Below are 25,793 nucleotides of genomic sequence, written 5' to 3' on the forward strand. Positions count from 1 at the left end.
TGAGTTGCAATAACGGGAGAGATCGGCCATCCTTTGGGGATGGACGCCCGGACTCCCGAAATGTCTTCCGTTTCTGTTGCTGACGCCGTGCCGGACGGCTGGCGCGGCGATGCCGGGCATGCGCGCAGCCTGCCCGAGGTGAACGCGACCGTCGCGGTGCCGAGCACAGGCGTGTGGTGGCGCCGGCTGCTGGCCTTCGCCGGCCCGGGCTACCTGGTCTCGGTCGGCTATATGGACCCCGGCAACTGGGCGACCGATCTCGCGGGCGGATCGAAGTTCGGCTACACGCTGCTGTCGGTCATCCTGCTTTCCAACCTGATGGCGATCCTGCTGCAGGCGCTTTCGGCCCGGCTGGGCATCGCCACCGACCGCGACCTGGCGCAGGCCTGCAGGGCGACCTATTCGCGGCCGGTGAATTTGCTGCTGTGGCTCGCCTGCGAGGCCGCGATCATCGCCTGCGACCTCGCCGAGGTGATCGGCACCGCGATCGCGCTGAAGCTGTTGTTCGGCATTCCGCTGATCGGCGGCGCGCTGCTCGCGGCGCTCGACGCGTTCCTGCTGCTGCTCCTGATGAACCGCGGCTTCCGCTTCCTCGAAGCCTTTGTGATCGCGCTGCTGATCGTGATCGCGGTCTGCTTCGTAGTCCAGATCGCCGCCGCCGCGCCGCCGATTGCCGGTGTGATCGGCGGCTTCGTGCCGTCGCGCGAGATCGTCACCAATCCAGAGATGCTCTACATCGCGATCGGCATCATCGGCGCCACCGTGATGCCGCATAACCTCTATCTGCACTCGTCGATCGTGCAGACCCGCGCCTATCCGCGCACCGAAGAGGGCCGGCGCGACGCGATCAAATGGGCGACCACGGACTCCACCGTCGCGCTGATGCTGGCGCTGTTCGTCAACGCCGCGATCCTGGTGCTGGCGGCCGCGACCTTCCACAAGAGCGGCCACTCAGATGTCGCCGAGATCGATCAGGCCTTTGAGTTGCTGTCGCCGCTGCTCGGCCTCGGCATCGCCTCGACGCTGTTTGCCGTGGCGCTGCTGGCGTCCGGCCTCAACTCGACCGTGACGGCGACGCTGGCCGGCCAGATCGTGATGCAGGGCTTTCTCGACCTCAAGCTGCCCGACTGGCTGCAGCGGCTGGTGACCCGCGGCATCGCGATCGTCCCGGTGATCGTGGTCGCCGCGCTCTATGGCGAGAGCGGCACCGCGCAGCTTTTGGTGTTCAGCCAGGTCGTGCTGTCGATGCAGCTGCCGTTCGCGGTGATCCCGCTGGTGCGCTTCGTGTCCGACAAGCGCAAGATGGGCGCGTTCGCGATCTCGCGCCCCGTCGCGGTGGCGGCATGGATCGTGGCCGGCCTGATCGTGATCCTGAATGTGAAGTTGCTGATCGATACGATCTTCGGCACCTAGAGCGCAGCGCCTGAGTGCAGGCGCACTAGTCCTGCGGCTCGGCCAGCGCCTCGCCTGAGGCATCGACGCGGAGCCAGCCCGACGGCGCGAGCCGCTGCTGCGGCAGGAAGCGGCCCTTGTAGTCCATCTTCTTGGAGCCCTCGATCCAATAGCCGAGATAGACGTAAGGCAGGCCCTGCCGGCGGGCGCGGGCGATATGATCGAGGATCATGAAGGTGCCGAGCGAGCGGGCCTCCAGCCCGGGCTCGAAGAAGGAATAGACCATCGACAGCCCGTCGCTGAGCACGTCGGTCAACGCCACCGCCATCAGCTCGTCGCCGCGGCCGGTGTTGGCGCTGTCGGCATTGCGCTTGCGGTACTCGATAATCCGGGTCTCGACATGGCTGTCCTCGACCATCATCGCGTAGTCCAGCACGGTCATGTCGGCCATCCCGCCGTTGCGGTGGCGGCGGTCGAGGTAGGCGCGAAAGACCGAATATTGCTCGGAGGTCGGGACCGCCGTGCGCTGCTCGCCGATGATGTCGGCGTTGCGGGCCAGCACCTTGCGGAAATTGCGGGAGGGGCGGAATTCGTTGGCGACCACCCGGACCGAGACGCAGGCCCGGCACTGGTCGCAGGCCGGTCGGTAGGCGATCGACTGGCTGCGGCGGAAGCCGCCATGGGTCAGCAAGTCGTTGAGATCGCCCGCTTTGTCGCCGACCAGGTGCGTGAAAACCTTCCGCTCGTGCCGGCCCGGCAGATAGGGGCAGGGTGAGGGCGCCGTCAGGTAGAACTGGGGGGTATCACGCGAGTGCTGGGTCACGTCTGATCGTCAGGCTCCACATACAATACAGGCAGCCGAGTTAGCATCGCCCTCCGGAGGCTAACGGTCAATTGGTTTAGGCGGGCCTAATAAGAGGCCCGCGCGGCCGGGGCGACCTGGGTCCGGACCGAGCTGTTGATAATGACGGTTCCGAGGATGATGTCGTGCAGCAGCCGGCGGCGGCCGTTGAGCAGGCCGACCAAGAGCACCAGCGGCGACAGGAACGAGACCGTCACCCAGAACAGCACCGCATGGGTGGCGCCGAGCACGAAATAGCCGCGCGCGCCGTACCAGGTGCGCAGCTCCAGATCCATCATGCGCATCCCGATGGTGGCCGAGTGCTGCCCGCCGATCGAGGCGCCATAGTAGACGATGGCCCAGACGATCGAGGCCGGCGAGACCAGCCAGAACAGCGCCCAGCCGAGGCCGAGCGTAACGATGCCGAAGATCGCGATGAAAACCACCGCCAGGATCACCGGCACCGACAGCACGAAGAGGTCGATCAGGAACGCAAAGACGCGCCGCGTCAGCACGCCACGGAACAGTTCCGGCTGCATCAGCGGATCGAACGCATGCGGGGGAACGCCGCCGTCGTTGCGCCAGGCGCTACCGTCACTGCCGTAAGACATGACCAACCTCCGATGAAACTCCCGCGCAGGACATGGGAGCACGAGGCGCGCCTGCCAAGGCTGCCCGAACATTAACTAGCCGAAATATTCCGGCGATTCGGCGGCCGGTCTGTGCCGTGTCTGCGGGCATGGCGGCGCCCCTGCAAACCACCGTTGCTGCGCCGGGGAGGCGCTTCTTGGCTCAGCTCTCCGCCTTGATCTTCTCGGCAGCCCGCGGCGCGAAATAGGTGAGGATGCCGTCGGCGCCGGCGCGCTTGAAGCCGACCAGGCTCTCCATCATCGCGCGCTCGCCGTCGATCCAGCCATTGGCGGCGGCGCCTGCGATCATCGCGTATTCACCCGACACCTGGTACACGAAGGTCGGCATCGCGAAACGGTCCTTCACGCGGCGGACGATGTCGAGATAGGGCATGCCCGGCTTCACCATCACCATGTCGGCGCCCTCGGCGATGTCGAGCTCGACCTCGCGCAGGGCCTCGTCGGAATTGGCGCTGTCCATCTGATAGGTGCGCTTGTCGCCGGTCAGCGTCTTGGCCGAGCCGATCGCATCGCGGAACGGGCCGTAGAACGCCGAGGCGTATTTTGCGGCATAGGACATGATCTGGACGTCGCCAAAACCGTTGTCGTCGAGCGCCTCGCGGATCGCGCCGATCCGGCCGTCCATCATGTCCGACGGCGCGATCACGTCGCAGCCGGCCTCGGCCTGGGTCAGCGCCTGCTTGACCAGCACCGCGACCGTCTCGTCGTTGAGGATCTTGCCGCCCTCGATCAGCCCGTCATGGCCGTGGCTGGTGAAGGGATCGAGCGCGACGTCGCAGAGCACGCCGATGTCGGGAAACTCCTTCTTGATCGCGCGCACCGCCTGGCAGACCAGGTTGTCGGGATTGAGCGCCTCCGACCCGTGCTCGTCGCGCAGCGCCGGCTCGGTGAAGGGAAACAGCGCGATGCACGGGATGTTGAGTTTTGCGGCGCGCTCCGCATCGCGGACGATCTGGTCGACGGTGAGCCGATCGACGCCAGGCATCGAGGCCACCGGCGTGCGGGTGTTGTGGCCGTCGACCACAAACATCGGCCAGATCAGGTCGTCGGTGGTCAGCACATTCTCCCGCACCAGGCGGCGGGCCCATTCCGACTTGCGGTTGCGGCGCATCCGGATCGTGAGGTCGAGCGAGGGGGAGGCGAGGGCGTCGGTCTGGCGCCGCGGCGTATCGCGCAATTCGATCGGGCGCCCGAATTTGATCGCCATGTCTTGTTCTCCTCGAGGGACGGCAGTTCTGGACCTGATAAAGTCTGGACCTGATATAAGACTGCTTCTAGCACCTGTCAGGGGCGTCGTCATTGCGCCAACCGTTGCGCCCTGGGTGCCCTTGATTTGCCGCAACGGCGATTGATTTTGCGGCCCCGGCGGGCCAAGACTGCGCCATGAACGCCATTTTGCGGCCGCCATGCGGCGATTCGGATGTCTGATACCTCTGCACGCGATCAGGCGCGGGACAACGCCATCTCGGTGAGCGCGATCTCGTCCGACCGGATCGAGCCGGACGACAATGCGTGGACGCGGCGCCTCGTCATCTTCCTGCGCATCATGGCCGTCGTCTCGGTCGCGAAGGGCCTCTATCACTGGGCCCAGGTGACGGGCTTCGTCGGCGGCGAGGAGGAGGCCTTCGAGAACCAGTCGATGGCCTGGCAGACCGCCACGATCTATTTCGCCGTCATCGAGCTCGTCGCGGCCGTCGGGCTCTGGCTCGCGACGCCGTGGGGCGCGGTGGTCTGGCTGACCACCGTGGTGTCGATGGCGGTCATCGAGCTGATGTTTCCGGGCATCTATGGCGGCAGCCTCACCGTGGTCGGGCTCGAGGCCCTGATGCTCGCGGCCTATCTCGCGCTGGCCTGGATGTCGGCGCGCGAACGCCCCCCATAGGCTCCCCGCGCGCCGTGATGGCTTGACCACTGTTGCCTGGCTGCGACAGCGCAGCGAAGAGCCGACGGTGACAGTCATTATTTGGCAGTCGTGCGCGGAGCGAGAAGACAGCGTCGCTGGTTCTGCTAGGTGGATGCCTCAGATCGCACCCCTTTCGAGGCGCACCATTTGCGGTGCGTCTCTGCGGGACCTGCCGTCGGGACCCATTTCACCGGATCTCGGCGCGTGTGCCGGCCGGCTTTGTGCGGGTCGACGGCGGAACCGGTCTTACCCCCCGCACTCCATGTGCCGCAGCTTGCGCGCATCGCGCGTCCCGCCCCGGTGCACTCCCATAAAATTTTCGAAGAATTTTCCGGTAACCGATCGGTCACCGTAAAGGGTTCCCTCATACCCGTTACGGCACCGTTTCGAATTCAGACGTTGCTGTTTCCGAATGTGACAGGTGAGGTACACGAAGCGTGAACAAGGGCCTGCCACCGTCAATGAAAAGTTGCGAAAAGTCCTTGATCCATGGGCTTAATCCACGATTCACTGTCTTAAATTCATGATCTCTTTATTCTCTTATTTAAGCGGATATTCAAACGGCCCCCTTACGTTGGACCTATCAGGCGGGACACAAGTTTCGTCGAAATAAAGTCGATAAAAACGACAAACAGGGGAAGTGTCATGATGAAAGCCGTTGCGACAACGGCGGCGGATGCCGCTGATCGCGCTACCGGTCAAGCTCCGGTGCAGCCGCTCTATCTCGAAGCCCTGACTTTGGTGGAGCGGCTGCATCGCCGGCTCCTCGACGTCATCAAGGACGAATTCGATCGTCGTGGCCGCGCCGACATCAACTCGGTGCAGGCGCTGCTCCTGTACAATATCGGCGACAAGGAACTGACCGCCGGCGAGCTGCGCACCCGCGGCTACTATCTCGGCTCCAACGTCTCCTACAATCTGAAGAAGCTCGTTGAGCTCGGCTTCCTCGATCATCAGCGCTCGCGCGTCGATCGCCGCTCGGTCCGCATCCGCCTGACCCCGCAGGGCCAGGAAGTCCGCAAGATCGTCGATGCGCTCTATCAGAAGCACGTCAAGACGGTCGAGCAGGTCGGCGGCATCTCGAACGAGGAGTTCGCGAGCCTCAACAAGTCGCTGCACCGCCTTGAGCGCTTCTGGACCGACCAGATCCTGTATCGCCTCTGAGCCTTCCTGTTTTCGCCTGATGGCCAAGCCGGCCGCGCAAAAGACCGGCAGCCTTCCTCCAGTCCAACCTTGCTTCAACCAACGCATCGGTCATGCCCGGCCGATGCGTTTTTCATGCTGCACCTGCGAAAATAAATAGGTCCCGGCGAGGAACCAAGCCGTTTCCTGCGCTTTATCCCGTCTCCCAACGGAGAGGCAGGGATATGCTGGTCGAGCGCGGAGTTGAGGTGCTGAACGTCGAGGTCGTCGGTGACGCCTACGCGATCGCCTCGAATTATCTGCGCAAATCCGGCGCCATTCCCGATACCTTCGCCACCAATGAGCGCCTGCTCGGCATCATCGTAAAGCTGTTCCAGCGCGGTGAGCTGAACCGACTTCGCCTCGCCAACAAGGCGATCGCGAAGTTCGAGGCCGAGACGCTGGTGGTCGCCTGAGCGTCAACCCGGAGACTTCAATGGAAGCCGCGATCGATCGGATCATGCAGACGTATGACCTGCTGCTCAACCGCACGTCCGCTGCAAGCGACGAAGCGCGCGCGAAGGTGACAGAGTACGTGCAGACGCTGTTCGAGGCGGGGGAGCGCGATACGCACCGGTTGACCGTGTGCGGGCTGACCTATCTGCGCCAGCTCGACGGCAGCACCGATCATGTGAAGGCCGGGTTTACCGGGCTGTAGGGCGTACTTTTCCGTCGTCCATGCGAGATTCAACTGTCAAACAGCCACTCGGTGTCATCACCCGCGCATGCGGTGATCCAGTATTCCAGAGACGCCTGTGCTTGAGCCGGGAGGCCGCTGCGTAATGGATCGTCCGGTCCATGTGCGCAATTGCGCGCAGGCCGGGCGAGGGTGCCTCACACACGATCGTCGTCCTGGCGAAAGCCAGGACCCATAACCACCGCATTTGATGATGGATGGGACCGCGGCCCCAGCATCGTCCAACAATTCTTATCTGGGGTAATGGGTCCTGGCTTTCGCCAGGACGACGATGAGGATGGTTCTCGTTTCATGATGTCAAACAGCCAAGCTCTTCGGTGTCATCGCCTAGCGCGGGTGCCGTGCAGCACGCGGCAGGTCTGCGCGGCTCAGGCGAGCCGCTGCCCGCCCGGTTCCGTCGCCGGGAACACCGTACTGATCCGGATTTCATCAAAAGCCAGGATGGTCGTAATACAACTCTGCCGGCACGACCTTTGTTTACCGAGCATTTTTTAACCTTTGAGTTTTCACTGATCCATTCCAACCGGCAGAAAAAAGGACCGCCCATGTGACGGTCCTTTTTCGATTCGATTGCTCATCGCAGCAGGAGCCACGCCACGCTGGCGATCAGGGCCATCAGCGACACCGCCGCAGCGCAGACAAAGGCAACCTCCACGCCGTCGATATGGTGGTGGTTCGCCTGCATCGTCGCTCTCCCAGATGGGCCGCTATCGGCGCGCTGCGACCACGAGCGCAGCCGGCACGCACTGCCGCATCCTTCGCGATGCGAGCGCGAACGAATGAAGCGGCCTGGCTTTTCGAACTGAAATTTGCCGGGGTGGAATTTTCTCCGAGCTCCCGCCTATGACGGATAACTCTGTGCTTGCCGTTCCGGTTCCCGGCAAAGCGACGGTCGATGCGATCCGTTTTGATGTCGGCAGGCGTCGCGAGTGCTTTTGCCTGAGACGACGATGCGCGGTCCTGTCCTGACGAAAGCAGCGAGCGCGCACTTGGCATTCCGTTGGAACCAACCGGAACCGCAGGCGTAGACTTTCAGCTCCCGGCCTTAGCCCCCAAGCCCTCCGGGAGTAGCGATCCCTGGTGCTGTGAAACCTCCGGTGCCAGGGGTCGTTGATTGGGGCTACGGTATTCGGGGCTGCGCTCGCCCTGCCGTTTCGATCCATGCAGGATGAAGACCGCATCGATTGGCCGTGCGCCGGCCAGCCGCTCAAATCATCGCAAGCGAAAAGCAATCAGCCAGGTGCGGCGATTTGCAGCACGGTGTCGTTGCGCCGCGGGCTTGCCGAAGGCTGTGGCGAATGGTCGCTAAGGACGCGCAGACGCGAGATCAGTGCGCGATTCCATAACCCGAGGGGACTCGCGCGTTTCGATTGGCGATGCGACCACGCGACTGGACGCAGCCGGCGATCGGCGGGCCGCGTCCGAAAATCCAGGAGGAAGCCCCATGATCTCGTCCCACATGCGCCTATTCGGCGCGGTCGTCGCGCTGTTGCTTGGGGCGAGTGGTCCGGCATCCGCGCAGCAGCTCGAGCTCAAGCTGATGGCGCCGGCGGCGCCTGGCGGTGGCTGGGATCAGACCGCGCGTTCGATGCAGCAGGCGCTGGTCGCCGCCGGTGTCGCGCGCAGTGTCCAGGTCACCAACGTGCCCGGCGCCGGCGGCAGCGTCGGCATCGCGCAGTTCGTCAACGGCGCCAAGGGCGACGGCAGCCAGATGATGGTGAACGGCTTCGTCATGGTTGGTGCGCTCGCCATGAACAAGTCGCCGGTGACGCTGGATCAGGTGACGCCGATCGCGCGCCTGACCGAGGAGACCCAGGTGATCGTGGTGCCGGCGAGTTCGCCGATCAAGACGGCGCAGGATCTCGCCACAGCGCTGAAGGCCGATATCGCCAAGGTGACCTTTGCCGGCGGCTCGGCCGGCGGCGTCGACCACGTGATGGCGGCGCTGTTCGCAGGCACGGTCGGCGCCGACGCGAAGAGGATCAACTACATTCCGTTCTCCGGCGGCGGCGAGTCGCTCGCCGCCATTCTCGGCGGCAAGGTCACGGCCGGCATTTCCGGCCTCAGCGAGTACGAAGGCCAGATCAAGGCCGGCAAGCTGCGCGCGCTCGGCGTGACCTCGGCGCAGCGGCTGCCCGGCGTCGACATCCCGACCTTCAAGGAGCAGGGGATCGAACTGGTGCTGGCGAATTGGCGCTCGGTGGTGGCACCGCCCGGCATCACGCCGGAGCAGCGCAAGGTGCTGAGCGATGCCGTCGAGATGATGGTGAAGTCCGATGCCTGGAAAGACATCCTGAAGCAGAAGGGCTGGGATGACGCCTATCTCGGCGGCGATGCGTTCGCGGATTTCCTCAAGAAGGAGATTACGCGGGTCACCGAGGTGCTGAAGTCCGTCGGCCTCGTGAAGTCATGACGCCGGACACGGCTTCCGACAATCTCGCGCGCACGCCGGCACGGCGGGTCGATCGCGCGGGTATCGCCATTGCGGCTGCGCTCGCTGTCCTCGCCGCGGTGCTGGTGTGGGACGCTAGCAAGCTGCCGGCCACCACGATGTACGGCATGGGCCCGGAGGCGATGCCGATCGTCATCGCGGTCGGCCTCGTCGTCCTCGCGGTCGGCAATCTGATCGATGCGCTGCGCGGCAAGCTGCCGCCCCGCGAGAGCATGGATCCGAAGCCGGTGTGGCTGATCATCGGCGGCCTGGCGCTTCTGATTGCGATCATCGGCCTCGGCGGCGGCTTCATCCTTGCCACCTCGGCGCTGTTCGTCACCACGTCTGCGGCCTTCGGCCGGCGCGCTGTGCTGGCCGACACCGCGATCGCGCTCGTGATCTCGACCCTCATTTACCTTGCGTTCGACAAACTGTTGACGCTGAGCCTGCCTACCGGCCCGCTGGAGCGATTGCTGTGATGGACACTTTCGATGCGCTGGCGCACGGCATGGCGGTCGCCATGCAGCCGATGAACCTGCTCTACGCCCTGATCGGCGTGTTCCTCGGCACCGCGGTCGGCGTGCTGCCGGGCATCGGTCCGGCGCTGACCGTCGCGCTGCTGCTGCCGGTGACCTACAAGCTCGATCCCGGCGGCTCGCTGATCATGTTCGCCGGCATCTATTATGGCGGCATGTATGGCGGCTCGACCACCGCGATCCTGATCAACACGCCGGGCGAAAGCGCGTCGATGGCGACCGCGCTCGAGGGAAACAAGATGGCCAAGGCCGGCCGCGGCGGCCCGGCGCTGGCGACCTCGGCGATCGGCTCGTTCGTGGCGGGCACCATCGCCACCATCGGCCTCGCATTCCTCGCGCCATGGCTGGTCGACTTCGCGGTGCGGTTCGGGCCGGAGGACTACTTCGCGCTGATGTGCGTCGCCTTCGTCACGGTGTCGGCGACCTTCGGTGACTCGCCGGTTCGCGGGCTCACCAGCCTGTTCATCGGCCTCACGCTCGGGCTGGTCGGGATCGACAAGTTGACCGGCCAGGCGCGGCTTGCTTTCGGCATCCCCGAGCTGCTCGACGGCGTCGAGGTGACGACGCTCGCGGTCGGCCTGTTCGCGGTGGGCGAGGCGCTCTATGTCGCCTCGCGCCGCCATCACGCCGAGGAGAAGCTAGAGCCGGTGCGCGGCTCGCTGTGGATGACGCGGGAGGACTGGCGGCGCTCGTGGAAGCCGTGGCTGCGCGGCACGCTGTTCGGCTTTCCGATCGGGGCGCTGCCGGCCGGCGGGGCCGAGATCCCGACCTTCCTGTCCTACTCAACCGAGCGGCGGCTGACAAAACATCCGGAGGAATTCGGCAAGGGTGCGATCGAAGGCGTCGCGGGACCCGAAGCCGCCAACAACGCCTCCGCCGCCGGCACGCTGGTGCCGCTGCTGACGCTCGGGCTGCCGACCTCGGCCACCGCGGCGATGATGCTGGCGGGCTTCCAGCAATACGGCCTCAACCCCGGACCGCTGCTGTTCGCGGAGCGGCCCGATCTGGTGTGGGGCCTGATCGCGAGCCTGTTCATCGCCAACGGCATGCTGCTGGTGCTGAATCTGCCGCTGGTCGGGCTGTGGGTGCGGCTGCTCGCGATCCCGCAAGCGTGGCTCTATGCCGGCATCCTGGTGTTCGCGACCATGGGCACGATCGCGGCAAAGCCGTCGGTCGTCGAGCTGTCGATGCTGGCGGCGTTCGGCGTGATGGGCTTTTTGATGCGGCGGTTCGATTTCCCGATCGCGCCGGTCGTGATCGGGTTGATCCTCGGGCCGATCGCGGAAAGCCAGCTGCGCCGGGCGCTGGCGATCAGCCTCGGCGATCCCATGGTGCTGCTGCAAAGCCCGATGTCGGCAACGCTGCTCGGCGTCGCGCTGATCGCGCTGCTGGCGCCGTTCGTGCTGAGGGGGCTCGGGCGGTTCAAGGCGAATGAAGATTAGGACGTGAATCGATCGATCTGCCGGAGGGCAACGCCGCCAACATTTGCGTGATCGGGAAATATCCAAACTCCGATCTCGGTCTTCCTTTCAGCAACGCACACATGCCTCGCTTGCGCGAGGCGCAACCAAGGCGGCTGAACGATGAAGACCATCTACCTTCTGGCGGCGCTCATGCTGGCGCCATCTCTTGCGACCCAGGCCAATGCTGATGCGCGAACCGGCAAAGGCGGCGATCGCGTGCATGTTGGCACAGGGCCCGCAATTGGCAGCGGACTGCCAGGCTACAGGATGGTCGGCCGTCAGATCGCGGCTCCGTCGTGGAGTGCCGCCTGCATGAACGATGTCGGCCCACAGCAATGCGACGAACCGATGTGGGTCTATGGCAGCCCCGACTATGTCGCGCAGTTCAAGAGTGCATTCTGACGTCGGCTCGTAGCCGTAGGACAATTCGTCATATGGCCCGCCTGCAACACCGCCGCGCGATCGGTTGAATCGGCGGCCGATGCATTTTGACTCCCCCTTGCGCTGTGATACGCGTGGGGTGGGGTGTGAGATGAGGCGGTTCGTTCTCAGGCAGCGTGTGGGCAGGGCGGCGGCGTTTGTCGCAGCCTATGCGCTTGTCCTCAACGTCATCCTGTCGAGCCTCCTCGTCGCCAGCATATCGCCTGTGGCCGCGGCAGCCGGCCAGATCCTCTGCATCAACAGCACTGACGCCGATGCGGCGCACGACGATGCGGGCAAGAGCGGCCGGGGCGGCGCGATCCACTGTCCGCTGTGCATCGGTCATCACGTCACCGGCGCGCTGCCGCCGCCGGAGCTCGCGCTCGGCGCGCGGCTGTCGGTCGCGGTCACCACGATCCGTGCGTTCGAGGCGCGGTTCGTTGCGCGTTTCCGATCCTACGATCATCAATCCCGTGGACCTCCGGCCCTGAGCTGACCGCCGGCGCTTCGGCGCACCTCGTTCGTCAGATCATATCCGGAGTCCTGTCATGTCATCCGCCATCGCGCGGCTGCGCGCCTGTGCGCTCGCCAGCGCCGCCGCAGCATTCATCTCGCCTGCAAATGCTCAATCCGCATTGCAATCGACACTGCCGTCCGTCACCGTCGACGCGCCCCAGCAGCGGCGGGACGCGTCGGCGCGTCCGCTGCGGCACGCCGCGCGCAGCGCCCCGGCACGGACCGCGCATGTTCCTGCCGCGCCGGTGCAAGCGGCCGCGGGTGAGGGCGGCGGCGCCCGGGCCGCGCTGGCCGTGCTGTCGGCACAGCAGGCGCTCAAGGAAATCAACAACACGCCGGGTGGCGTCGCGCTGGTGCCGGCGGCGGCCTACCGCAACTCGACCGTGGCCAACACGATCAAGGACATCCTCGACTATGTCCCCGGCGTGTTCGCGCAGCCGAAATGGGGCGACGATACGCGGCTGTCGATCCGCGGCTCCGGCCTATCGCGCAATTTCCATCTGCGCGGCATTCAGCTCTATATGGACGGCATTCCGATCAACACCTCCGACGGCTACGGCGATTTCCAGGAGGTCGACCCGACCGCCTACAAATATGTCGAGGTGTACAAGGGCGGCAATGCGCTGCAGTTCGGTGCCAATTCGCTCGGCGGGGCGATCAATTTCGTCACGCCGACCGGACGCGATCCGAACCCGAATGGCGCGTCGTTCGACTTCGGCGCGTTCAACACAAGGCGGCTACAGGTCAATGCCGGTGGCGCGAACGGTCCGTGGGACGGCTTCGTCACCGCGGCCACGCAGGCCTCCGGCGGTTTCCGCGATCACAGTTTCGGCTCGAGCAACAAGCTCAGCGCCAATGTCGGCTACCAGATCTCGCCCGACGTCGAGACCCGGTTCTACCTGAACGCCAACGAGGTGCGCCAGCGCATCCCGGGCAGCGTCGACCGGACCACGGCGCTGACGTCGCCGACCACGGCTGCACCCGTCAATGTCACCAATGACTGGCAGCGCAATATCGACACGGTGCGGATCGCCAACAAGACCACCATCCGCCTCGACGACGTCAAGCTCGAATTCGGCGCGTTCGGCGTCGACCGGCATCTGATGCATCCGATCTTCCAGTGGCTGGACTATCGCTACAGGGACTATGGCGGCTTCGCGAAGCTCACCGACGACCGCGTCATCGGCGGTTTCCGCAACCGCTTCGTCGCCGGCGTCAACATTCTCAACGGCAGCATCGATGCCCAGCAATTCGTCAATATCGGCGGTTTCAAGGGGACACAGACGTCGTCGTTGCGGCAGACGCCGGAGAACTACTCGGCATTCGCGGAGAATTCGTTCTACTTCCTGCCCAAGGTCGCCTTCGTCGCCGGCACGCAATATCTGTTCGCGGTGCGCGATCAGCACGTCAACTTCTCGACCAATGGCGATCTCAACGGCCGCAGCAGCTTCAGCCTGTGGAGTCCCAAGACCGGCCTGCTGTGGCAGGTCGATCCGAGCTGGCAGGTGTTCGGCAACGTCTCGCGCAGCGCCGAAGTGCCGAGCTTCGGCGAGAGCGTCAGCCCGAACTTCCTCAATCCGAGCCTGCCGAACATTCCGTTCTTTTCGATCAAGCCGCAGACCGCGACGACCTACGAGATCGGCACCCGCATGAAGCGGCCGGACTACGCCTGGGAGGTCACGCTCTATCGATCCGAGATCGACAACGAGCTGCTGTGCCTCTACAGCGCGTTCGGCAATTGCAACGTCACCAACGCCAACAAGACGGTTCACCAGGGGATCGAGGCCGGGGCGGGTGCTGCGATCTTCCGCGACATATTCGTCGGTGGACCGACGCCGGACAAGATCTGGCTCAACATCGCCTACACGCTGAACGATTTCCGCTTCGACAACGATCCGGTGTTCGGCAACAACCAGTTGCCGGGGGCGCCGCGCCACTTCGTGCGGGCGGAGCTGCTCTACAAGCATCCGACCGGGCTCTATGTCGGACCCAATCTGGAGTGGGTGCCGCAGGCCTATTTCGTCGACAGCGCCAATACGTTGATGACGTCGGCCTATGCGATCTGGGGCCTCAAGGCCGGTTTCGACAATGGCGGCCCGGTGTCCGGCTATATCGAGGCGCGCAACATCGCCAACAAGGCCTATATCGCGAGCGCCAGTATCATCGACCGCGCCAATGCGGCGTCACCGCTGTTCGAGCCGGGAACGGGCAGGGCGATCTATGCGGGGCTGCGCTATCGATGGTGAGCGGGATGCAAACTGGCCGTCGCGTGAAACCCTGTCATGCACTCGGCATGTAAAAGGCCCGCTCCGGGGCTCGCAATTCGGAGCGGGCCAGTCTGGGCGCGGCAAATCTCGCCGCGGCGCGAACCTAGCGCGACATGCTGACACCACCCTGACGACGTCAAAAAAACAGAGAGGCGGCTGCGCGCCGCCTCTCTGTCTCCATCATCGGTTTTGTGAACGGAACGTTGCGCGGCGTGCTCACCATTTGTAGGCGAGACTTGCCGTGATGCGCCGGCGATCGCCGTAATAGCAGGAGCTTATCGTCGCGCAGCTCGCGACGTAGATCTTGTCTGTGACGTTCACCACATTGAGCGCCGCGCGCCAATTGTTGTCCCATTCATAGTGCAATGCGAGGTCGCCGAGCACGACCCCGGGGACGCGCGCGGTGTTCGCGGTGTCGGCAAAGGACGAGCCGACATAGCGCACGCCGCCGCCGAAGCCGAATCCGTTCAGCGGGCCGTCGCGGAACGTGTAGTCGGTCCACACCGAGGCGAGCTGCCGCGGCGTGTTGGTCGGGACGGTGCCGATCAGCGCGGGATTGAGGTCCTTGCTGACGAACAGCTCGTAATTGGTGTAGCTCGCCACTAGCTTGAAATCGCGCGTGATGTTCGCCACCGCCTCGAGCTCGACGCCGCGCGAGGTGACTTCGCCATTCTGGGTCTGGAACAGCGTGTTGTTCGGATCTGTTGTCAGTGCGTTCTTGCGCTTGAGATCGAAATACGCGACGCCAAGCCGCGCGTTGAGCCCGGCCGGCTCGTACTTGACGCCGACCTCGGTCTGCTCGGAGGTCTCCGGCAGCAGCAGCTGGCCCGCGGCGTTGGTGCCGATGACCGGATTGTAGCCGGTCATGTAGGAGACGTAGGGCGCGACACCGCTGTCGAAATTGTAGATCGCGCCGACCCGGCCGGAGAACTTGCTGTCTTCGCGGCTTTGATCGGCACCGATCCGGTTGTTGTTGGCGAGATCGACCCAGTCTTGCCGCCCCGACAGCACGACCGTCAGGCGATCGAGCTTGACCTGATCCTGCAGATAGAGCCCGGCCATGCCCTGGGTCAGATAGGCGTTCTGATACAGCGGGCCGCTATACGGCAGATTGTTGCCGTAGACCGGATTGAGCACGTTGAGATTCGTGCCCATGCCGAAACCCTGGCGGTCGTCGATGCCGTAATATTTCAGATCGACGCCGACCAGCGCGGTGTGCTGCAGCGCGCCGGTCGAGAAGCGGTATTCGAGCTGGTTGTCGAGGTTGAGCTGGGTGGCGATGCCGCGGGTGTAGAAATTGCCACGCGTGATGTCGGCGGCCGCGGGTGTTGTCGCGTAGCCGAGCCCGTAGAGGCCGGCATAGTAGACGTCGACATGCGCCATGCGCGCGTTCTGGCGGAAGTCGACGTTGTCAGTGACGCTCTTCTGGAACTGGTAGCCGACCATCTCCTGGTCGCGGCGGAACTGGTCGACGCTGGGGTCGCCGGCGAAAAGGCTGGTCGGAATCCGGCCGAACGGCGCGTTGGTGACGGTGCCGACATAGGGCAGGAAGTTGAGCGCGCGGGTGTTGCTGTGCGAGGCGAGGCCGAACACGGTGAGGCTGGTGTCGGCATCCGGCCGCCAGGTCACTGACGGGGCGAAGAAGAAATTGTTGTCGTAGACATAGTCGGTCTGGGTGCCGCCGCCCTGGGCCTGGCCGACCAGGCGATACTGCACCTGGCCGCCGCCGGGCTGCGCCGTCGCGCCGCCGATGTCGAACTGGGTGTAGGCGTTGCCGAAATTGTTGACGCCGGTCTCGATGTAGCGAATGGGCTCGGCCTGCGGCAGCTTGCTCACTGCGTTGACGAGGCCACCCGGCGCGGAGCCGCCATACAGGATGCCGGACGGACCGCGCAGCACCTCGACGCGCTCGAGGTTGAACGGCTGCAGCTTCCAGCTCGCATAGGAGGTGTAGAACAGCTGCAGGCCGTCGAGGAACAGCGACTCGTTCTGCGCGGGGAAGCCGCGGATCATGAACCAGTCGTTGCGGAAGTCGGCACCGTAGGTGCCGCCGATGACGCCCGGCGTGTAGCGCAGCACCTCGTCGAACTTGCTGACGATCTTCTGGTCGCGGATCTGCTCGGCGCTGATCACCGTCACCGATTGCGGCGTCTGGATGATCGGCGTGCTTGTCTTGGTGCCGCTCGCGCTCTGCCGCGCCAGGTAGCCGGTGACCGGACCGTTGGCACGCTCGTGTCCGCCGCCTCCGCCCGCGGCCTGCTGTGCCGCCTGTGGCTGCGCGCCCACTGGCGCGCCCGTTGCGCGGCGCGCGGCGCTGCGTGCGCGCGTGGTCCGTTGCGATGGCTGCTGCGATCGCGCCGCTTGCCGGTGCTGTGGCGCATCGACCGTCACGGCCGGCAATTGCGCCTGCGCGAACACTTGGTCCGCACCGGCAACCGAAAGCATCACCAGAGCCGAAGCAGCAAACCGCTGCGGCCGAATCCATCCGTCCGTCATTCAACGCCCCCAAAGAGAAGTTTTCTTCGGCGTCGTTATCACGGTGATTTTCGCGAACAGCGTGCGCGCGGTTAGAAGCTATCGAAGCTGTGCGCAAAGCTGGTGTGTGTGACTGAGAGACAACGGAGTACGACGCACAATTGCACGCGTCGCGTGAGAGGCTTGAATCGATCCAGTATTGAACGATTCAAAGAACGATTCAAAAATCGAACGATTCAAAATCATCTCGTGACTCGATGCGTCATGATCGCGCGCGTGATGATCCAGAGCGTCGGTCGCCGCGTCATTGAGTGAAGCGTGATTGGGGGACCGGCACTGGCGAAGCTTGAGAGCGCTGGCCGCGCCTCGAGGCGTCGGCCCCGATGGGGCGGCCGCTCGCGAAAGCGGAAGTCCGTCCGCTCGGCAGGCCGCCGCGGCCGTGCCGTCTGCGGGACCGGAACCGGGCCGCGGGCGGGCCCGGTTCCGCCGGCTGGCAATCCCCGGCATCCCCACCATATCTGGCATAATTGACCGCCGGGGACCGCAACCGCTTGGCCATTTTGGGGTGATGTGATAACCCTCTGAAACCAGCTTCGACCGCCACTCGTGACCGTCCGCATCCCGTGTAAAGGCTTGCGGCGGTGGAGATATTTCGCCGATGACCTCATCTTCCAAGACCGCTTCCGCGCCCGATTCCTTCTTCACGGCAACCCTTGCCGAGGCCGATCCCGAGATCGCTGCCGCGATCAAGGGCGAGCTCGGCCGGCAGCGCCATGAGATCGAGCTGATCGCCTCCGAGAACATCGTCAGCCGCGCGGTGCTGGAGGCGCAGGGCTCGGTGATGACCAACAAATATGCGGAAGGTTATCCGGGCGCGCGCTACTACGGCGGTTGTGAATGGGTCGACGTCGCCGAGAACCTGGCGATCGAGCGCGCCAAGAAGCTGTTCGGCGCCGGCTTCGCCAACGTCCAGCCGAACTCCGGCAGCCAGATGAACCAGGCGGTGTTTCTGGCGCTGCTGCAGCCCGGCGACACCTTCATGGGTCTCGACCTCGCCGCCGGCGGCCATCTCACCCACGGCTCGCCGGTCAACATGTCCGGCAAGTGGTTCAAGGCCGCGCACTACACCGTGCGTCGCGAGGACCAGATCATCGACATGGACGAGGTCCAGAAGCAGGCGGAGCAGGCGAGGCCGAAGCTGATCATCGCCGGCGGCTCGGCCTATTCGCGCGCCTGGGACTTCAAGCGTTTCCGCGAGATCGCGGACTCGGTCGGCGCGTATCTTCTGGTCGACATGGCGCACTTCGCGGGCCTCGTCGCCGGCGGCGTGCATGCCTCGCCGGTGCCGCACGCCCACGTCACCACCACGACGACGCACAAGTCGCTGCGCGGTCCGCGCGGCGGCCTGATCCTCACCAATGACGAGACGCTCGCCAAGAAGCTGAACTCGGCGATCTTCCCCGGCCTGCAGGGCGGTCCGCTGATGCACGTCATCGCCGCCAAGGCGGTGGCGTTCGCCGAAGCGCTGCGGCCGGACTTCAAGGTCTACGCCAAGAACGTGGTCGAGAACGCCAAGGCGCTGGCGGAGACGCTGCGCAGCCATGGCCTCGACATCGTGTCCGGCGGCACCGACAACCACCTGATGCTGGTCGACCTCAGGCCGAAGGGCCTGAAGGGCAACATCTCCGAGAAGGCGCTGGTGCGCGCGGCGATCACCTGCAACAAGAACGGCATCCCGTTCGATCCCGAGAAGCCGTTCGTCACCTCGGGCCTGCGTCTCGGTACCCCGGCTGCGACCACCCGCGGCTTCGGCGTCGCCGAGTTCAAGCAGGTCGGCGGCATGATCGCGGAAGTGCTGAACGCGCTGGCGCAGTCGCCGGACGGCAAGGCGCCGCTGGTCGAGGCCGCGATCAAGGAACGCGTCAAGGCGCTGACCGATCGCTTCCCGATCTATCAATAAAAGGTCCTAGAGGTCTCGTCGGATGCGTTGTCCGAGCTGCAATTCTCTCGATACGCAGGTCAAGGACTCGCGTCCGACCGAGGACTCCGCCGTCATCCGCAGGCGGCGCGTCTGCATGGCCTGCAACTTCCGCTTCACGACCTTCGAGCGGGTGCAGCTGCGCGAGCTCACCGTGATCAAGCGCAACGGCCGCCGCGTGCCGTTCGACCGCGACAAGCTGGTGCGCTCGCTGCAGATCTCGTTGCGTAAGCGTCCGGTGGAGTCGGAGCGGGTGGAGAAGATGGTCTCCACCATCGTGCGCGAGCTCGAAAGCGGCGGCGAGGCGGAGGTCTCCTCGGAGGCGATCGGCGAGATCGTGATGGAGCATCTGCGCCAGCTCGACGACGTCGCCTATGTGCGCTTCGCGTCGGTCTATCGTAACTTCCGCGAGGCCAAGGACTTCGAGGCCGTGCTCGACGAGCTAACCGGCGAAGAGGACCCGCGGATCGCGACGTTGCGAAAATGATCTTCCGTATTCTGGAAGAGCAGCTCGGGCAGAAGGCCAAAGAGGCCAAGGAAGCTGCCAAGGAAGCGGCAAAGGCCGCCGATCTGCGCTTCATGCAGCTCGCGCTGGCGCTCGGCCGCCGCGGGCTCGGGCGCACCTGGCCCAATCCGGCGGTCGGCGCCGTCATCGTCAAGGACGGCGTGATCGTCGGCCGCGGCTGGACGCAAGCAGGCGGCCGTCCGCACGCCGAGGTCGAGGCGCTGAGGCGGGCAGGTAGCGCCGCGCGCGGCGCCACGCTCTATGTCACGCTCGAACCTTGCTCCCATTTCGGCCGCTCGCCACCTTGCGCGGATGCCGTCGTTTCGGCCGGGCTTGCCCGCGTGGTCTCGGCGATCGAGGACCCCAATCCGGAGGTCGGCGGCAAGGGGCACGCCAAGCTGCGCGCTGCAGGGATCGGGGTCGAGGTCGGGCTGTGCGCGGCGGAGGCCGCGCGCGACCATGCCGGGCATTTCCGCCGCATCACGGACCGGCGCCCGCATGTGATCCTCAAGCTCGCGGTGTCCGCCGACGACAAGATCGCAGCCGCCAATCACAAGCCCGTTGCAATCACCGGCGAAGCCGCGCGCACCCGCGTGCACCTGCTGCGCGCGCAGAGCGATGCGATCCTGGTCGGCATCGGCACGGTCAGGGCTGACGATCCGCTCCTGACCTGCCGGTTGCCCGGCATGGCTGATCGTTCGCCGGTGCGGGTGGTGCTTGATCGCGCGCTGCGGATCTCGGGCGACAGCCGTCTCGTGCATTCGGCGCGCGAGACGCCGCTCTGGGTGATCACGTCGGATCTTGCCGAGGCGCCTGCCGCAATGAAGCTCGGTGCCGCCGGGGCAGAGGTGATCCGCGTTGCGTCCGGCGCGCAACCGGGACTCGACCTGCCGGCGGTGCTGCATGCGCTGGCGGAGAAGGGCATCACCCGGCTGATGGTCGAGGGCGGCGCACGCGTGGCAAATTCTTTCGTGGCAGCCGGCCTGGTCGATGAAATCTGGCTGTTGCGCGGACCCGATGCGATCGGCGCCGACGGCGTTCCCGCGCTGGACGCAATGCCACTCGACGCAATCACGCAGTCGCCCGCCTTCAAGCTTCGTGCTAGCGAAACCCTCGATAACGACAGTCTCACCATCTACGAGCGTGCGTAATGTTTACCGGAATTGTCACCGATATCGGCGAGATCACCAGCCTGAAGCCCGTGGCGCAGGGGCAGCTGCACCGGATGCGGATTGCCTGCGACTACGACCAGGCCACGATCGCAGACGGCGCCTCGATCGCCTGCAACGGCGTTTGCCTCACCGTGGTCGCCTCCGGCACCGCGGACGGCAGGACCTGGTTCGATGTCGATGCCGCGGCCGAGACGCTCGGCATGACCACCGCCAGGCACTGGGCGCCGGGTGGCCGGCTCAACCTCGAGCGCGCGCTCAAGATCGGCGACGAGCTCGGCGGTCACATCGTGGCCGGGCATGCCGATGGGATCGCGACCATCGTCAAGCGTGACGATCTGCCTGACATGGCGCGGTTCGAGCTGCGGACCAGCCGCGAGCTGGCGCGTTTCATCGCGGTGAAGGGATCGATCACGCTGGACGGCGTGTCGCTGACCGTGAACACGGTCGACGACGTCACCTTTTCGGTGCTGATCATCCCGCACACGCTCAGTGTCACGACCCTGAGCGGCTGGAAGGCCGGCAGCGAGGTCAATATCGAGGTCGACCTGATGGCCCGCTATGCTGCACGGCTGTCGGAGATGAAATAGCCGAGGTCGCGGTATTGCGGCCGCGACAGGCATCCCCTCTGCCTGTTTCACCCCGGCTGGCTTCGCGTCGGATGGCCCATGCGTTGCGGGCGAATCCGACCTGAAAAATCAGGCCGATCGTGGTGACATCCATGCCAGTATTGCCCTTGGCTTTACCGCCTGCTGCGCCTAAAACGCTGCACAACTCCTCCCCAAGTTCCGATTGGTATTGCAATGGCTGACGCGCGGCGCGCACCCCTGAAGGACCAGACCGACATCACCGGCGCACGCGTGCTGATCGTCGAGGCCCGGTTTTATGACGACATCCAGGATGCGTTGCTGGAAGGCGCGCTCGCCGAGCTGAAGGCGGCCGGCGCCAGCCACGACGTGATCACGGTGCCGGGCGCGCTGGAGATTCCGGCCGCGATCGCGATCGCGATCGATGCCGCGGCAGCGAACGGCAAGCCCTATGATGCGGCGATCGCGCTCGGCTGCGTGGTGCGCGGCGACACCATCCATTTCGAGATCGTCTCGCAGGAATCCTCGCGCGGATTGATGGATCTGGCCGTGAGCCGGAAATTCCCGCTCGGCAACGGCATCCTCACCGTCAACACCGAGGCGCAGGCCTGGGCGCGGGCGCGCGCCAGCGAACTCAACAAGGGCGGCGACGCCGCACGCGCGGCGATCGCGATGCTGCGGATCAAACGCCGCCTGGCAAAGGCCTGACCATGGCTGACAACAAGAAGCCCGCGAAAGCCCCCGACAGGAAAGCCAACCGGCGCGGCGCAGCACGCCTCGCTGCCGTGCAGGCGCTGTACCAGATGGACATTGGCGGCGCGGGTATCAACGACATCTTCGCCGAGTTCGAGAGCCATTGGCTCGGCAACGAGGTCGAAGGCGAGAAATACCTGCCGGCGGAAGCGGCCTTCTTCCGCGACGTCGTGTCCGGCGTGGTGCGCGACCAGGCCAAGCTCGATCCGCTGATCGACGAGGCGCTGTCGAAGGGCTGGCCGCTGAAGCGGATCGACGCGATCCTGCGCGCGGTGCTGCGGGCAGGGTCCTACGAGCTCGAGCATCGCCGGGACGTGCCGGGCCGCGTCGTGGTTTCAGAGTATGTCGACGTCGCGCACGCCTTTGTCGAGAAGGACGAGACCGGCATGGTCAACGCGGTGCTCGACCAGATCGCACGCCAGTTCCGCGGCGACGAGTTTGTGCGGAGCTGAACCACATATTCCGCGGTCATCACCCGCGCATGCGGGTGATCCAGTACGCCGCGGCGGTTATTGGCAACAACAGCTGCCGCGGCGTACTGGATCGCCCGGTCAAGCCGGGCGATGACAGCTGAGGGGAACGCGCGCGACATGACAGAGCGTCACGGCAATCCCTCCGGCGAAGACTCCCTGATCGCGCGCTACTTCAAGCCGCTGGCGACCGACCCGGGCGCGTTCGGGCTCGACGACGACGCGGCCGCGCTGCGGGCGGCCGGCGAGGACATCGTCGTCACCACGGATGCGATCGTCGAGGGTGTGCATTTCCTCCCCGATGATCCGCCCGACACGCTGGCGCGCAAGGCGCTGCGGGTGAACCTGTCCGACATCGCGGCCAAGGGGGCTGAGCCGGCCGGTTTCGTGCTGACTCTGGCGCTGCGCGGCGCCGAGGAGGCCTGGCTCAAGCCGTTTGCCCGGGCGCTCGGCGAGGACGCCAGCCAATACGGTTGCCCGCTGCTCGGCGGCGACACGGTCTCGACGCCGGGCCCGCTGATGATCTCGATCTCCGCGTTCGGGCGGCTGCCTCAGGGCAAGATGGTGCACCGCGCAGGCGCAAGGGCCGGCGACCGCGTGTTCGTGACCGGCACGATCGGCGATGCCGCGCTCGGCCTCGATGTGCTGCGGGGCGGTCCGGTCGCGGCAGCACTGGGGGACGATGCCGCCGGCCGCGATTTCCTTGCCGCCCGCTATCGTGTGCCGCAGCCGCGCAACGCACTTGCCAACGCCGTCCGAAGCCACGCCAGCGCAGCGATGGACGTGTCCGACGGCCTCGCCGGCGATCTGGCCAAGCTTTGTGCAGCCAGCGGTGTGACGGCCGTGATCAACGTGCCGAGCATCCCGTTGTCGCCCGCAGCCGCAGGGCTGCTCGCGCGCAAAGCGATCGGTATCGAGACCCTGGTTGCCGGCGGCGATGATTACGAACTGTTGTGCGCGGTCCCGGGCGATCGCGCGGACGCCTTTGTGCGGGAGGCACGGCAGGCCAAGGTCGCGGTGACTGCGATCGGTGGCCTCATTGCAGGCTTGTCGCCGCCGAGCTTTCTCGACGGACAGGGCAGGGAACTGGCGCTGAAGCGCCTGTCCTACAGCCATTTCTAGAACGTCCGGCCGAAACGCGCCGACTTTCCCTCTAAATTGCTGCCGATATCGGCGTTTTCGGCCGTAGGTGGCGTTGCGCAGCGGTAACGATTTTGGCAAGGTCGCGCCCGATTTGAGGCAATCTGTTTTGGGGAGGATTGTCCTCGGAAAAAAAGCGCCTGCCGCCCCCTAGCGGCACAAAGAAGGCGCGGGGGTTACATCAAGGATCTGAGGCAACATTCAATGACAGCTTTATGGTTGATTGTGCTCTGCGGGGCGCTTTCCATCGTCTACGCGATCTGGGCGACGCAGTCGGTCTTGAACGCGGATGCGGGCAGTGCCCGCATGCAGGAAATCGCGGGCGCGGTGCGCGAGGGCGCACAAGCCTATCTGCGGCGGCAATACACCACGATCGGCATGGTCGGTATCGTGATCTTCGTGGTGCTGGCCTACTTCCTTGGCCTTCTGGTGGCGATCGGCTTTGCGATCGGCGCCATCCTGTCGGGTGCGGCCGGCTTCATCGGCATGAACGTCTCGGTGCGCGCCAACGTCCGCACCGCGCAGGCGGCGACCACCTCGCTGGCCGGCGGCCTCGAACTCGCCTTCAAGGCGGGCGCGATCACCGGCATGCTGGTTGCCGGTCTCGCGCTGCTCGGCGTCACCATCTACTTCATGGTGCTGGTCAAGTTCATGGGGCTCGAAGCCGGTAGCCGCACCGTGGTCGACGCCATGGTGGCGCTCGGCTTCGGCGCCTCGCTGATCTCGATCTTTGCCCGTCTCGGCGGCGGCATCTTCACCAAGGGTGCAGACGTCGGCGGCGACCTCGTCGGCAAGGTCGAGGCCGGCATCCCCGAGGACGATCCGCGCAACCCGGCCACCATCGCCGACAACGTCGGCGACAACGTCGGCGACTGCGCCGGCATGGCGGCCGACCTGTTCGAAACCTATGCGGTGACCGCGGTCGCCACCATGGTGCTCGCGGCGATCTTCTTCGCCAAGACGCCGATCCTGGTGAACATGATGACGCTGCCGCTCGCGATCGGCGGCATCTGCATCATCACCTCGATCATCGGCACCTTCTTCGTCAAGCTCGGCGCCAGCCAGTCGATCATGGGGGCCCTGTACAAGGGCCTGATCGCCACCGGCATCCTGTCGCTGGTCGGCGTCGCGGCCGTGATCAACTGGCTGATCGGCTTCGGCAAGCTCGACGGCGTCAGCTTCACCGGCATGGCGCTGTTCGAGTGCGGCGTGGTCGGTCTCGTCGTCACCGGCCTGATCATCTGGATCACCGAATACTACACCGGCACCGACTACCGTCCGGTGAAGTCGATTGCGGCGGCCTCGGTCACCGGTCACGGCACCAACGTGATCCAGGGCCTCGCGATCTCGATGGAGGCGACCGCGCTGCCTGCGATCGTCATCATCGCCGGCATCCTGGTCACCTACAGCTTGGCCGGCCTGTTCGGCATCGCGATCGCGACCGCCACCATGCTGGCGCTGGCCGGCATGATCGTCGCGCTCGACGCCTTCGGCCCGGTCACCGACAACGCCGGCGGCATCGCCGAGATGGCGGGTCTGCCCAAGGAAGTACGCAAGTCGACCGACGCGCTCGACGCGGTCGGCAACACCACCAAGGCGGTGACCAAGGGCTACGCGATCGGCTCCGCCGGTCTCGGTGCGCTGGTGCTGTTTGCGGCCTATAATGAGGACCTCAAATTCTTCATCAGCGACGCGAACGCCCACGCCTACTTCAAGGGCGTCAACCCGGACTTCTCGCTCAACAACCCCTACGTCGTGGTCGGCCTGCTGTTCGGCGGCCTGCTGCCGTATCTGTTCGGCGCGATGGGCATGACGGCGGTCGGACGCGCCGCCAGCGCAATCGTTGAAGAGGTGCGCCGTCAGTTCCGCGAGAAGCCCGGCATCATGCAGGGCACCGACAAGCCGGACTACGGCAAGGCGGTCGACCTGCTGACCAAGGCCGCGATCAAGGAGATGATCATCCCGTCGCTGCTGCCGGTGCTGTCGCCGATCGTCGTCTACTTCCTGATCTATGCGATCGCGGGCGGCGGCGCGGCCGGCAAGTCGGCGGCGTTCTCCGCGGTCGGCGCCATGCTGCTCGGCGTCATCGTCACCGGCCTGTTCGTCGCGATCTCGATGACCTCGGGCGGCGGCGCCTGGGACAACGCCAAGAAGTACATCGAGGACGGCCACTACGGCGGCAAGGGCTCTGACGCCCACAAGTCCGCGGTGACCGGCGACACCGTCGGCGATCCCTACAAGGATACGGCGGGTCCGGCGGTCAACCCGATGATCAAGATCACCAACATCGTGGCGCTGCTGCTGCTGGCGATTTTGGCGCACTGAGCGGCGCAATCAGACTGAATGCAAAACCCCGCGGTGCAAGCCGCGGGGTTTTTGTTTTGCGTGGACCTGGTTCGGTGTACTGCCGAACTGATC

At 65.3% G+C, this 25,793-nt stretch carries 24 protein-coding genes; 20 read left to right on the forward strand and 4 right to left on the reverse strand.

Going from position 1 to position 25,793, the window contains the following annotated elements:
• The first annotated feature begins 39 nt into the window (after positions 1–39).
• A complete protein-coding gene (locus CO675_RS19090; protein ID WP_097673446.1) occupies positions 40–1,413 on the forward strand; it encodes an Nramp family divalent metal transporter in 1,374 nt (457 codons plus the stop codon).
• A gap of 25 nt (positions 1,414–1,438) precedes the next feature.
• Here CO675_RS19090 and CO675_RS19095 read toward each other — a convergent pair whose 3' ends face one another.
• The 3 genes from CO675_RS19095 to hemB all read right to left on the reverse strand — a co-directional run bounded on the left by CO675_RS19095 (position 1,439) and on the right by hemB (position 4,090).
• Positions 1,439–2,215 (reverse strand): arginyltransferase, encoded by a 777-nt coding sequence (locus CO675_RS19095; RefSeq protein ID WP_097673447.1) that lies wholly within the window; start codon positions 2,213–2,215, stop codon positions 1,439–1,441.
• A gap of 86 nt (positions 2,216–2,301) precedes the next feature.
• Positions 2,302–2,844, reverse strand: coding sequence for an RDD family protein (locus CO675_RS19100; RefSeq protein WP_097673448.1), 543 nt, complete (start codon positions 2,842–2,844; stop codon positions 2,302–2,304).
• A 181-nt stretch (positions 2,845–3,025) separates the two neighbouring features.
• Entirely contained in the window at positions 3,026–4,090 is a 1,065-nt protein-coding gene (gene hemB, locus CO675_RS19105; RefSeq protein WP_097673449.1) for a porphobilinogen synthase, read from the reverse strand.
• A gap of 213 nt (positions 4,091–4,303) precedes the next feature.
• On the opposite strand from hemB, the gene CO675_RS19110 reads away from it, so the two are divergent.
• From CO675_RS19110 to CO675_RS19155, 11 genes are all read left to right on the forward strand, one after another.
• On the forward strand, positions 4,304–4,765 hold the full coding sequence (locus tag CO675_RS19110) for a DUF6163 family protein (RefSeq protein ID WP_016845013.1): 462 nt from the start codon (positions 4,304–4,306) through the stop codon (positions 4,763–4,765).
• Positions 4,766–5,431: 666 nt separating this feature from the next.
• Positions 5,432–5,950, forward strand: coding sequence for a transcriptional regulator LdtR (gene ldtR, locus CO675_RS19115; RefSeq protein WP_018271925.1), 519 nt, complete (start codon positions 5,432–5,434; stop codon positions 5,948–5,950).
• 203 nt (positions 5,951–6,153) lie between these two features.
• On the forward strand, positions 6,154–6,384 hold the full coding sequence (locus tag CO675_RS19120; RefSeq protein ID WP_097673450.1) for a hypothetical protein: 231 nt from the start codon (positions 6,154–6,156) through the stop codon (positions 6,382–6,384).
• Between the two features lie 20 nt (positions 6,385–6,404).
• Positions 6,405–6,626: a hypothetical protein gene (locus CO675_RS19125; RefSeq protein WP_092114742.1), complete on the forward strand. Its 222-nt coding sequence runs from the start codon at positions 6,405–6,407 to the stop codon at positions 6,624–6,626.
• Positions 6,627–7,006: 380 nt separating this feature from the next.
• Positions 7,007–7,216, forward strand: coding sequence for a hypothetical protein (locus tag CO675_RS40005; protein ID WP_143279041.1), 210 nt, complete (start codon positions 7,007–7,009; stop codon positions 7,214–7,216).
• Between the two features lie 893 nt (positions 7,217–8,109).
• Positions 8,110–9,078, forward strand: a complete 969-nt coding sequence (locus CO675_RS19130; RefSeq protein ID WP_097673451.1) for a Bug family tripartite tricarboxylate transporter substrate binding protein — start codon at positions 8,110–8,112, stop codon at positions 9,076–9,078.
• Entirely contained in the window at positions 9,075–9,575 is a 501-nt protein-coding gene (locus CO675_RS19135; protein ID WP_097673452.1) for a tripartite tricarboxylate transporter TctB family protein, read from the forward strand. The genes CO675_RS19130 and CO675_RS19135 overlap by 4 nt, the downstream gene beginning before the upstream one ends.
• Positions 9,575–11,074 carry a tripartite tricarboxylate transporter permease gene (locus tag CO675_RS19140; RefSeq protein WP_097673453.1) on the forward strand — a complete coding sequence of 500 codons (1,500 nt, stop codon included), beginning with the start codon at positions 9,575–9,577 and terminating at the stop codon, positions 11,072–11,074. The genes CO675_RS19135 and CO675_RS19140 overlap by 1 nt, the downstream gene beginning before the upstream one ends.
• Before the next feature lie 141 nt (positions 11,075–11,215).
• Positions 11,216–11,497: a hypothetical protein gene (locus tag CO675_RS19145; RefSeq protein WP_097673454.1), complete on the forward strand. Its 282-nt coding sequence runs from the start codon at positions 11,216–11,218 to the stop codon at positions 11,495–11,497.
• Positions 11,498–11,627: 130 nt separating this feature from the next.
• The gene (locus tag CO675_RS19150; protein WP_158231271.1) at positions 11,628–12,011 is read left to right on the forward strand and encodes a DUF2946 family protein; all 384 of its coding nucleotides are present in this window, start codon (positions 11,628–11,630) and stop codon (positions 12,009–12,011) included.
• A 52-nt stretch (positions 12,012–12,063) separates the two neighbouring features.
• On the forward strand, positions 12,064–14,277 hold the full coding sequence (locus CO675_RS19155) for a TonB-dependent receptor family protein (protein WP_097673456.1): 2,214 nt from the start codon (positions 12,064–12,066) through the stop codon (positions 14,275–14,277).
• Positions 14,278–14,514: 237 nt separating this feature from the next.
• On the opposite strand, the gene CO675_RS19160 is transcribed toward CO675_RS19155, so the two are convergent.
• Positions 14,515–16,794: a TonB-dependent siderophore receptor gene (locus CO675_RS19160; protein ID WP_097673457.1), complete on the reverse strand. Its 2,280-nt coding sequence runs from the start codon at positions 16,792–16,794 to the stop codon at positions 14,515–14,517.
• A 637-nt stretch (positions 16,795–17,431) separates the two neighbouring features.
• On the opposite strand from CO675_RS19160, the gene glyA reads away from it, so the two are divergent.
• The 8 genes from glyA (at position 17,432) to CO675_RS19200 (ending at position 25,700) form a co-directional block, all read left to right on the forward strand.
• On the forward strand, positions 17,432–18,733 hold the full coding sequence (gene glyA / locus CO675_RS19165; protein WP_097673458.1) for a serine hydroxymethyltransferase: 1,302 nt from the start codon (positions 17,432–17,434) through the stop codon (positions 18,731–18,733).
• 22 nt (positions 18,734–18,755) lie between these two features.
• Positions 18,756–19,238: a transcriptional regulator NrdR gene (gene nrdR, locus CO675_RS19170; RefSeq protein ID WP_050400938.1), complete on the forward strand. Its 483-nt coding sequence runs from the start codon at positions 18,756–18,758 to the stop codon at positions 19,236–19,238.
• The gene (ribD, locus tag CO675_RS19175) at positions 19,235–20,407 is read left to right on the forward strand and encodes a bifunctional diaminohydroxyphosphoribosylaminopyrimidine deaminase/5-amino-6-(5-phosphoribosylamino)uracil reductase RibD (protein WP_097673459.1); all 1,173 of its coding nucleotides are present in this window, start codon (positions 19,235–19,237) and stop codon (positions 20,405–20,407) included. The genes nrdR and ribD overlap by 4 nt, the downstream gene beginning before the upstream one ends.
• Complete coding sequence (locus CO675_RS19180; RefSeq protein ID WP_097673460.1) at positions 20,407–21,015, forward strand: riboflavin synthase; 609 nt, start codon at positions 20,407–20,409, stop codon at positions 21,013–21,015. The genes ribD and CO675_RS19180 overlap by 1 nt, the downstream gene beginning before the upstream one ends.
• A gap of 213 nt (positions 21,016–21,228) precedes the next feature.
• Positions 21,229–21,720: a 6,7-dimethyl-8-ribityllumazine synthase gene (ribH, locus tag CO675_RS19185; protein WP_097673461.1), complete on the forward strand. Its 492-nt coding sequence runs from the start codon at positions 21,229–21,231 to the stop codon at positions 21,718–21,720.
• A 2-nt stretch (positions 21,721–21,722) separates the two neighbouring features.
• A complete protein-coding gene (gene nusB, locus CO675_RS19190) occupies positions 21,723–22,217 on the forward strand; it encodes a transcription antitermination factor NusB (protein ID WP_097673462.1) in 495 nt (164 codons plus the stop codon).
• A 138-nt stretch (positions 22,218–22,355) separates the two neighbouring features.
• Complete coding sequence (thiL, locus tag CO675_RS19195) at positions 22,356–23,357, forward strand: thiamine-phosphate kinase (RefSeq protein WP_097673634.1); 1,002 nt, start codon at positions 22,356–22,358, stop codon at positions 23,355–23,357.
• A gap of 222 nt (positions 23,358–23,579) precedes the next feature.
• Positions 23,580–25,700 carry a sodium-translocating pyrophosphatase gene (locus CO675_RS19200; protein WP_097673463.1) on the forward strand — a complete coding sequence of 707 codons (2,121 nt, stop codon included), beginning with the start codon at positions 23,580–23,582 and terminating at the stop codon, positions 25,698–25,700.
• The last annotated feature ends 93 nt before the right edge of the window (positions 25,701–25,793 follow it).

The sequence above is a fragment of the Bradyrhizobium sp. C9 genome (genome assembly GCF_002532045.1).
GTDB lineage: Bacteria > Pseudomonadota > Alphaproteobacteria > Rhizobiales > Xanthobacteraceae > Bradyrhizobium.

Excerpts from the sequence above, each read along its gene's own strand:
- CO675_RS19090 (WP_097673446.1), top strand. The coding sequence starts at position 40 with ATGGACGCCCGGACTCCCGAAATGTCTTCCGTTTCTGTTGCTGACGCC.
- CO675_RS19100 (WP_097673448.1), bottom strand. The coding sequence starts at position 2,844 with ATGTCTTACGGCAGTGACGGTAGCGCCTGGCGCAACGACGGCGGCGTT.
- hemB (WP_097673449.1), bottom strand. The coding sequence starts at position 4,090 with ATGGCGATCAAATTCGGGCGCCCGATCGAATTGCGCGATACGCCGCGG.
- CO675_RS19110 (WP_016845013.1), top strand. The coding sequence starts at position 4,304 with ATGTCTGATACCTCTGCACGCGATCAGGCGCGGGACAACGCCATCTCG.
- ldtR (WP_018271925.1), top strand. The coding sequence starts at position 5,432 with ATGATGAAAGCCGTTGCGACAACGGCGGCGGATGCCGCTGATCGCGCT.
- CO675_RS19120 (WP_097673450.1), top strand. The coding sequence starts at position 6,154 with ATGCTGGTCGAGCGCGGAGTTGAGGTGCTGAACGTCGAGGTCGTCGGT.
- CO675_RS19125 (WP_092114742.1), top strand. The coding sequence starts at position 6,405 with ATGGAAGCCGCGATCGATCGGATCATGCAGACGTATGACCTGCTGCTC.
- CO675_RS19130 (WP_097673451.1), top strand. The coding sequence starts at position 8,110 with ATGATCTCGTCCCACATGCGCCTATTCGGCGCGGTCGTCGCGCTGTTG.
- CO675_RS19135 (WP_097673452.1), top strand. The coding sequence starts at position 9,075 with ATGACGCCGGACACGGCTTCCGACAATCTCGCGCGCACGCCGGCACGG.
- CO675_RS19140 (WP_097673453.1), top strand. The coding sequence starts at position 9,575 with ATGGACACTTTCGATGCGCTGGCGCACGGCATGGCGGTCGCCATGCAG.
- CO675_RS19145 (WP_097673454.1), top strand. The coding sequence starts at position 11,216 with ATGAAGACCATCTACCTTCTGGCGGCGCTCATGCTGGCGCCATCTCTT.
- CO675_RS19150 (WP_158231271.1), top strand. The coding sequence starts at position 11,628 with ATGAGGCGGTTCGTTCTCAGGCAGCGTGTGGGCAGGGCGGCGGCGTTT.
- CO675_RS19155 (WP_097673456.1), top strand. The coding sequence starts at position 12,064 with ATGTCATCCGCCATCGCGCGGCTGCGCGCCTGTGCGCTCGCCAGCGCC.
- CO675_RS19160 (WP_097673457.1), bottom strand. The coding sequence starts at position 16,794 with ATGACGGACGGATGGATTCGGCCGCAGCGGTTTGCTGCTTCGGCTCTG.
- glyA (WP_097673458.1), top strand. The coding sequence starts at position 17,432 with ATGACCTCATCTTCCAAGACCGCTTCCGCGCCCGATTCCTTCTTCACG.
- nrdR (WP_050400938.1), top strand. The coding sequence starts at position 18,756 with ATGCGTTGTCCGAGCTGCAATTCTCTCGATACGCAGGTCAAGGACTCG.
- ribD (WP_097673459.1), top strand. The coding sequence starts at position 19,235 with ATGATCTTCCGTATTCTGGAAGAGCAGCTCGGGCAGAAGGCCAAAGAG.
- CO675_RS19180 (WP_097673460.1), top strand. The coding sequence starts at position 20,407 with ATGTTTACCGGAATTGTCACCGATATCGGCGAGATCACCAGCCTGAAG.
- ribH (WP_097673461.1), top strand. The coding sequence starts at position 21,229 with ATGGCTGACGCGCGGCGCGCACCCCTGAAGGACCAGACCGACATCACC.
- nusB (WP_097673462.1), top strand. The coding sequence starts at position 21,723 with ATGGCTGACAACAAGAAGCCCGCGAAAGCCCCCGACAGGAAAGCCAAC.
- thiL (WP_097673634.1), top strand. The coding sequence starts at position 22,356 with ATGACAGAGCGTCACGGCAATCCCTCCGGCGAAGACTCCCTGATCGCG.
- CO675_RS19200 (WP_097673463.1), top strand. The coding sequence starts at position 23,580 with ATGACAGCTTTATGGTTGATTGTGCTCTGCGGGGCGCTTTCCATCGTC.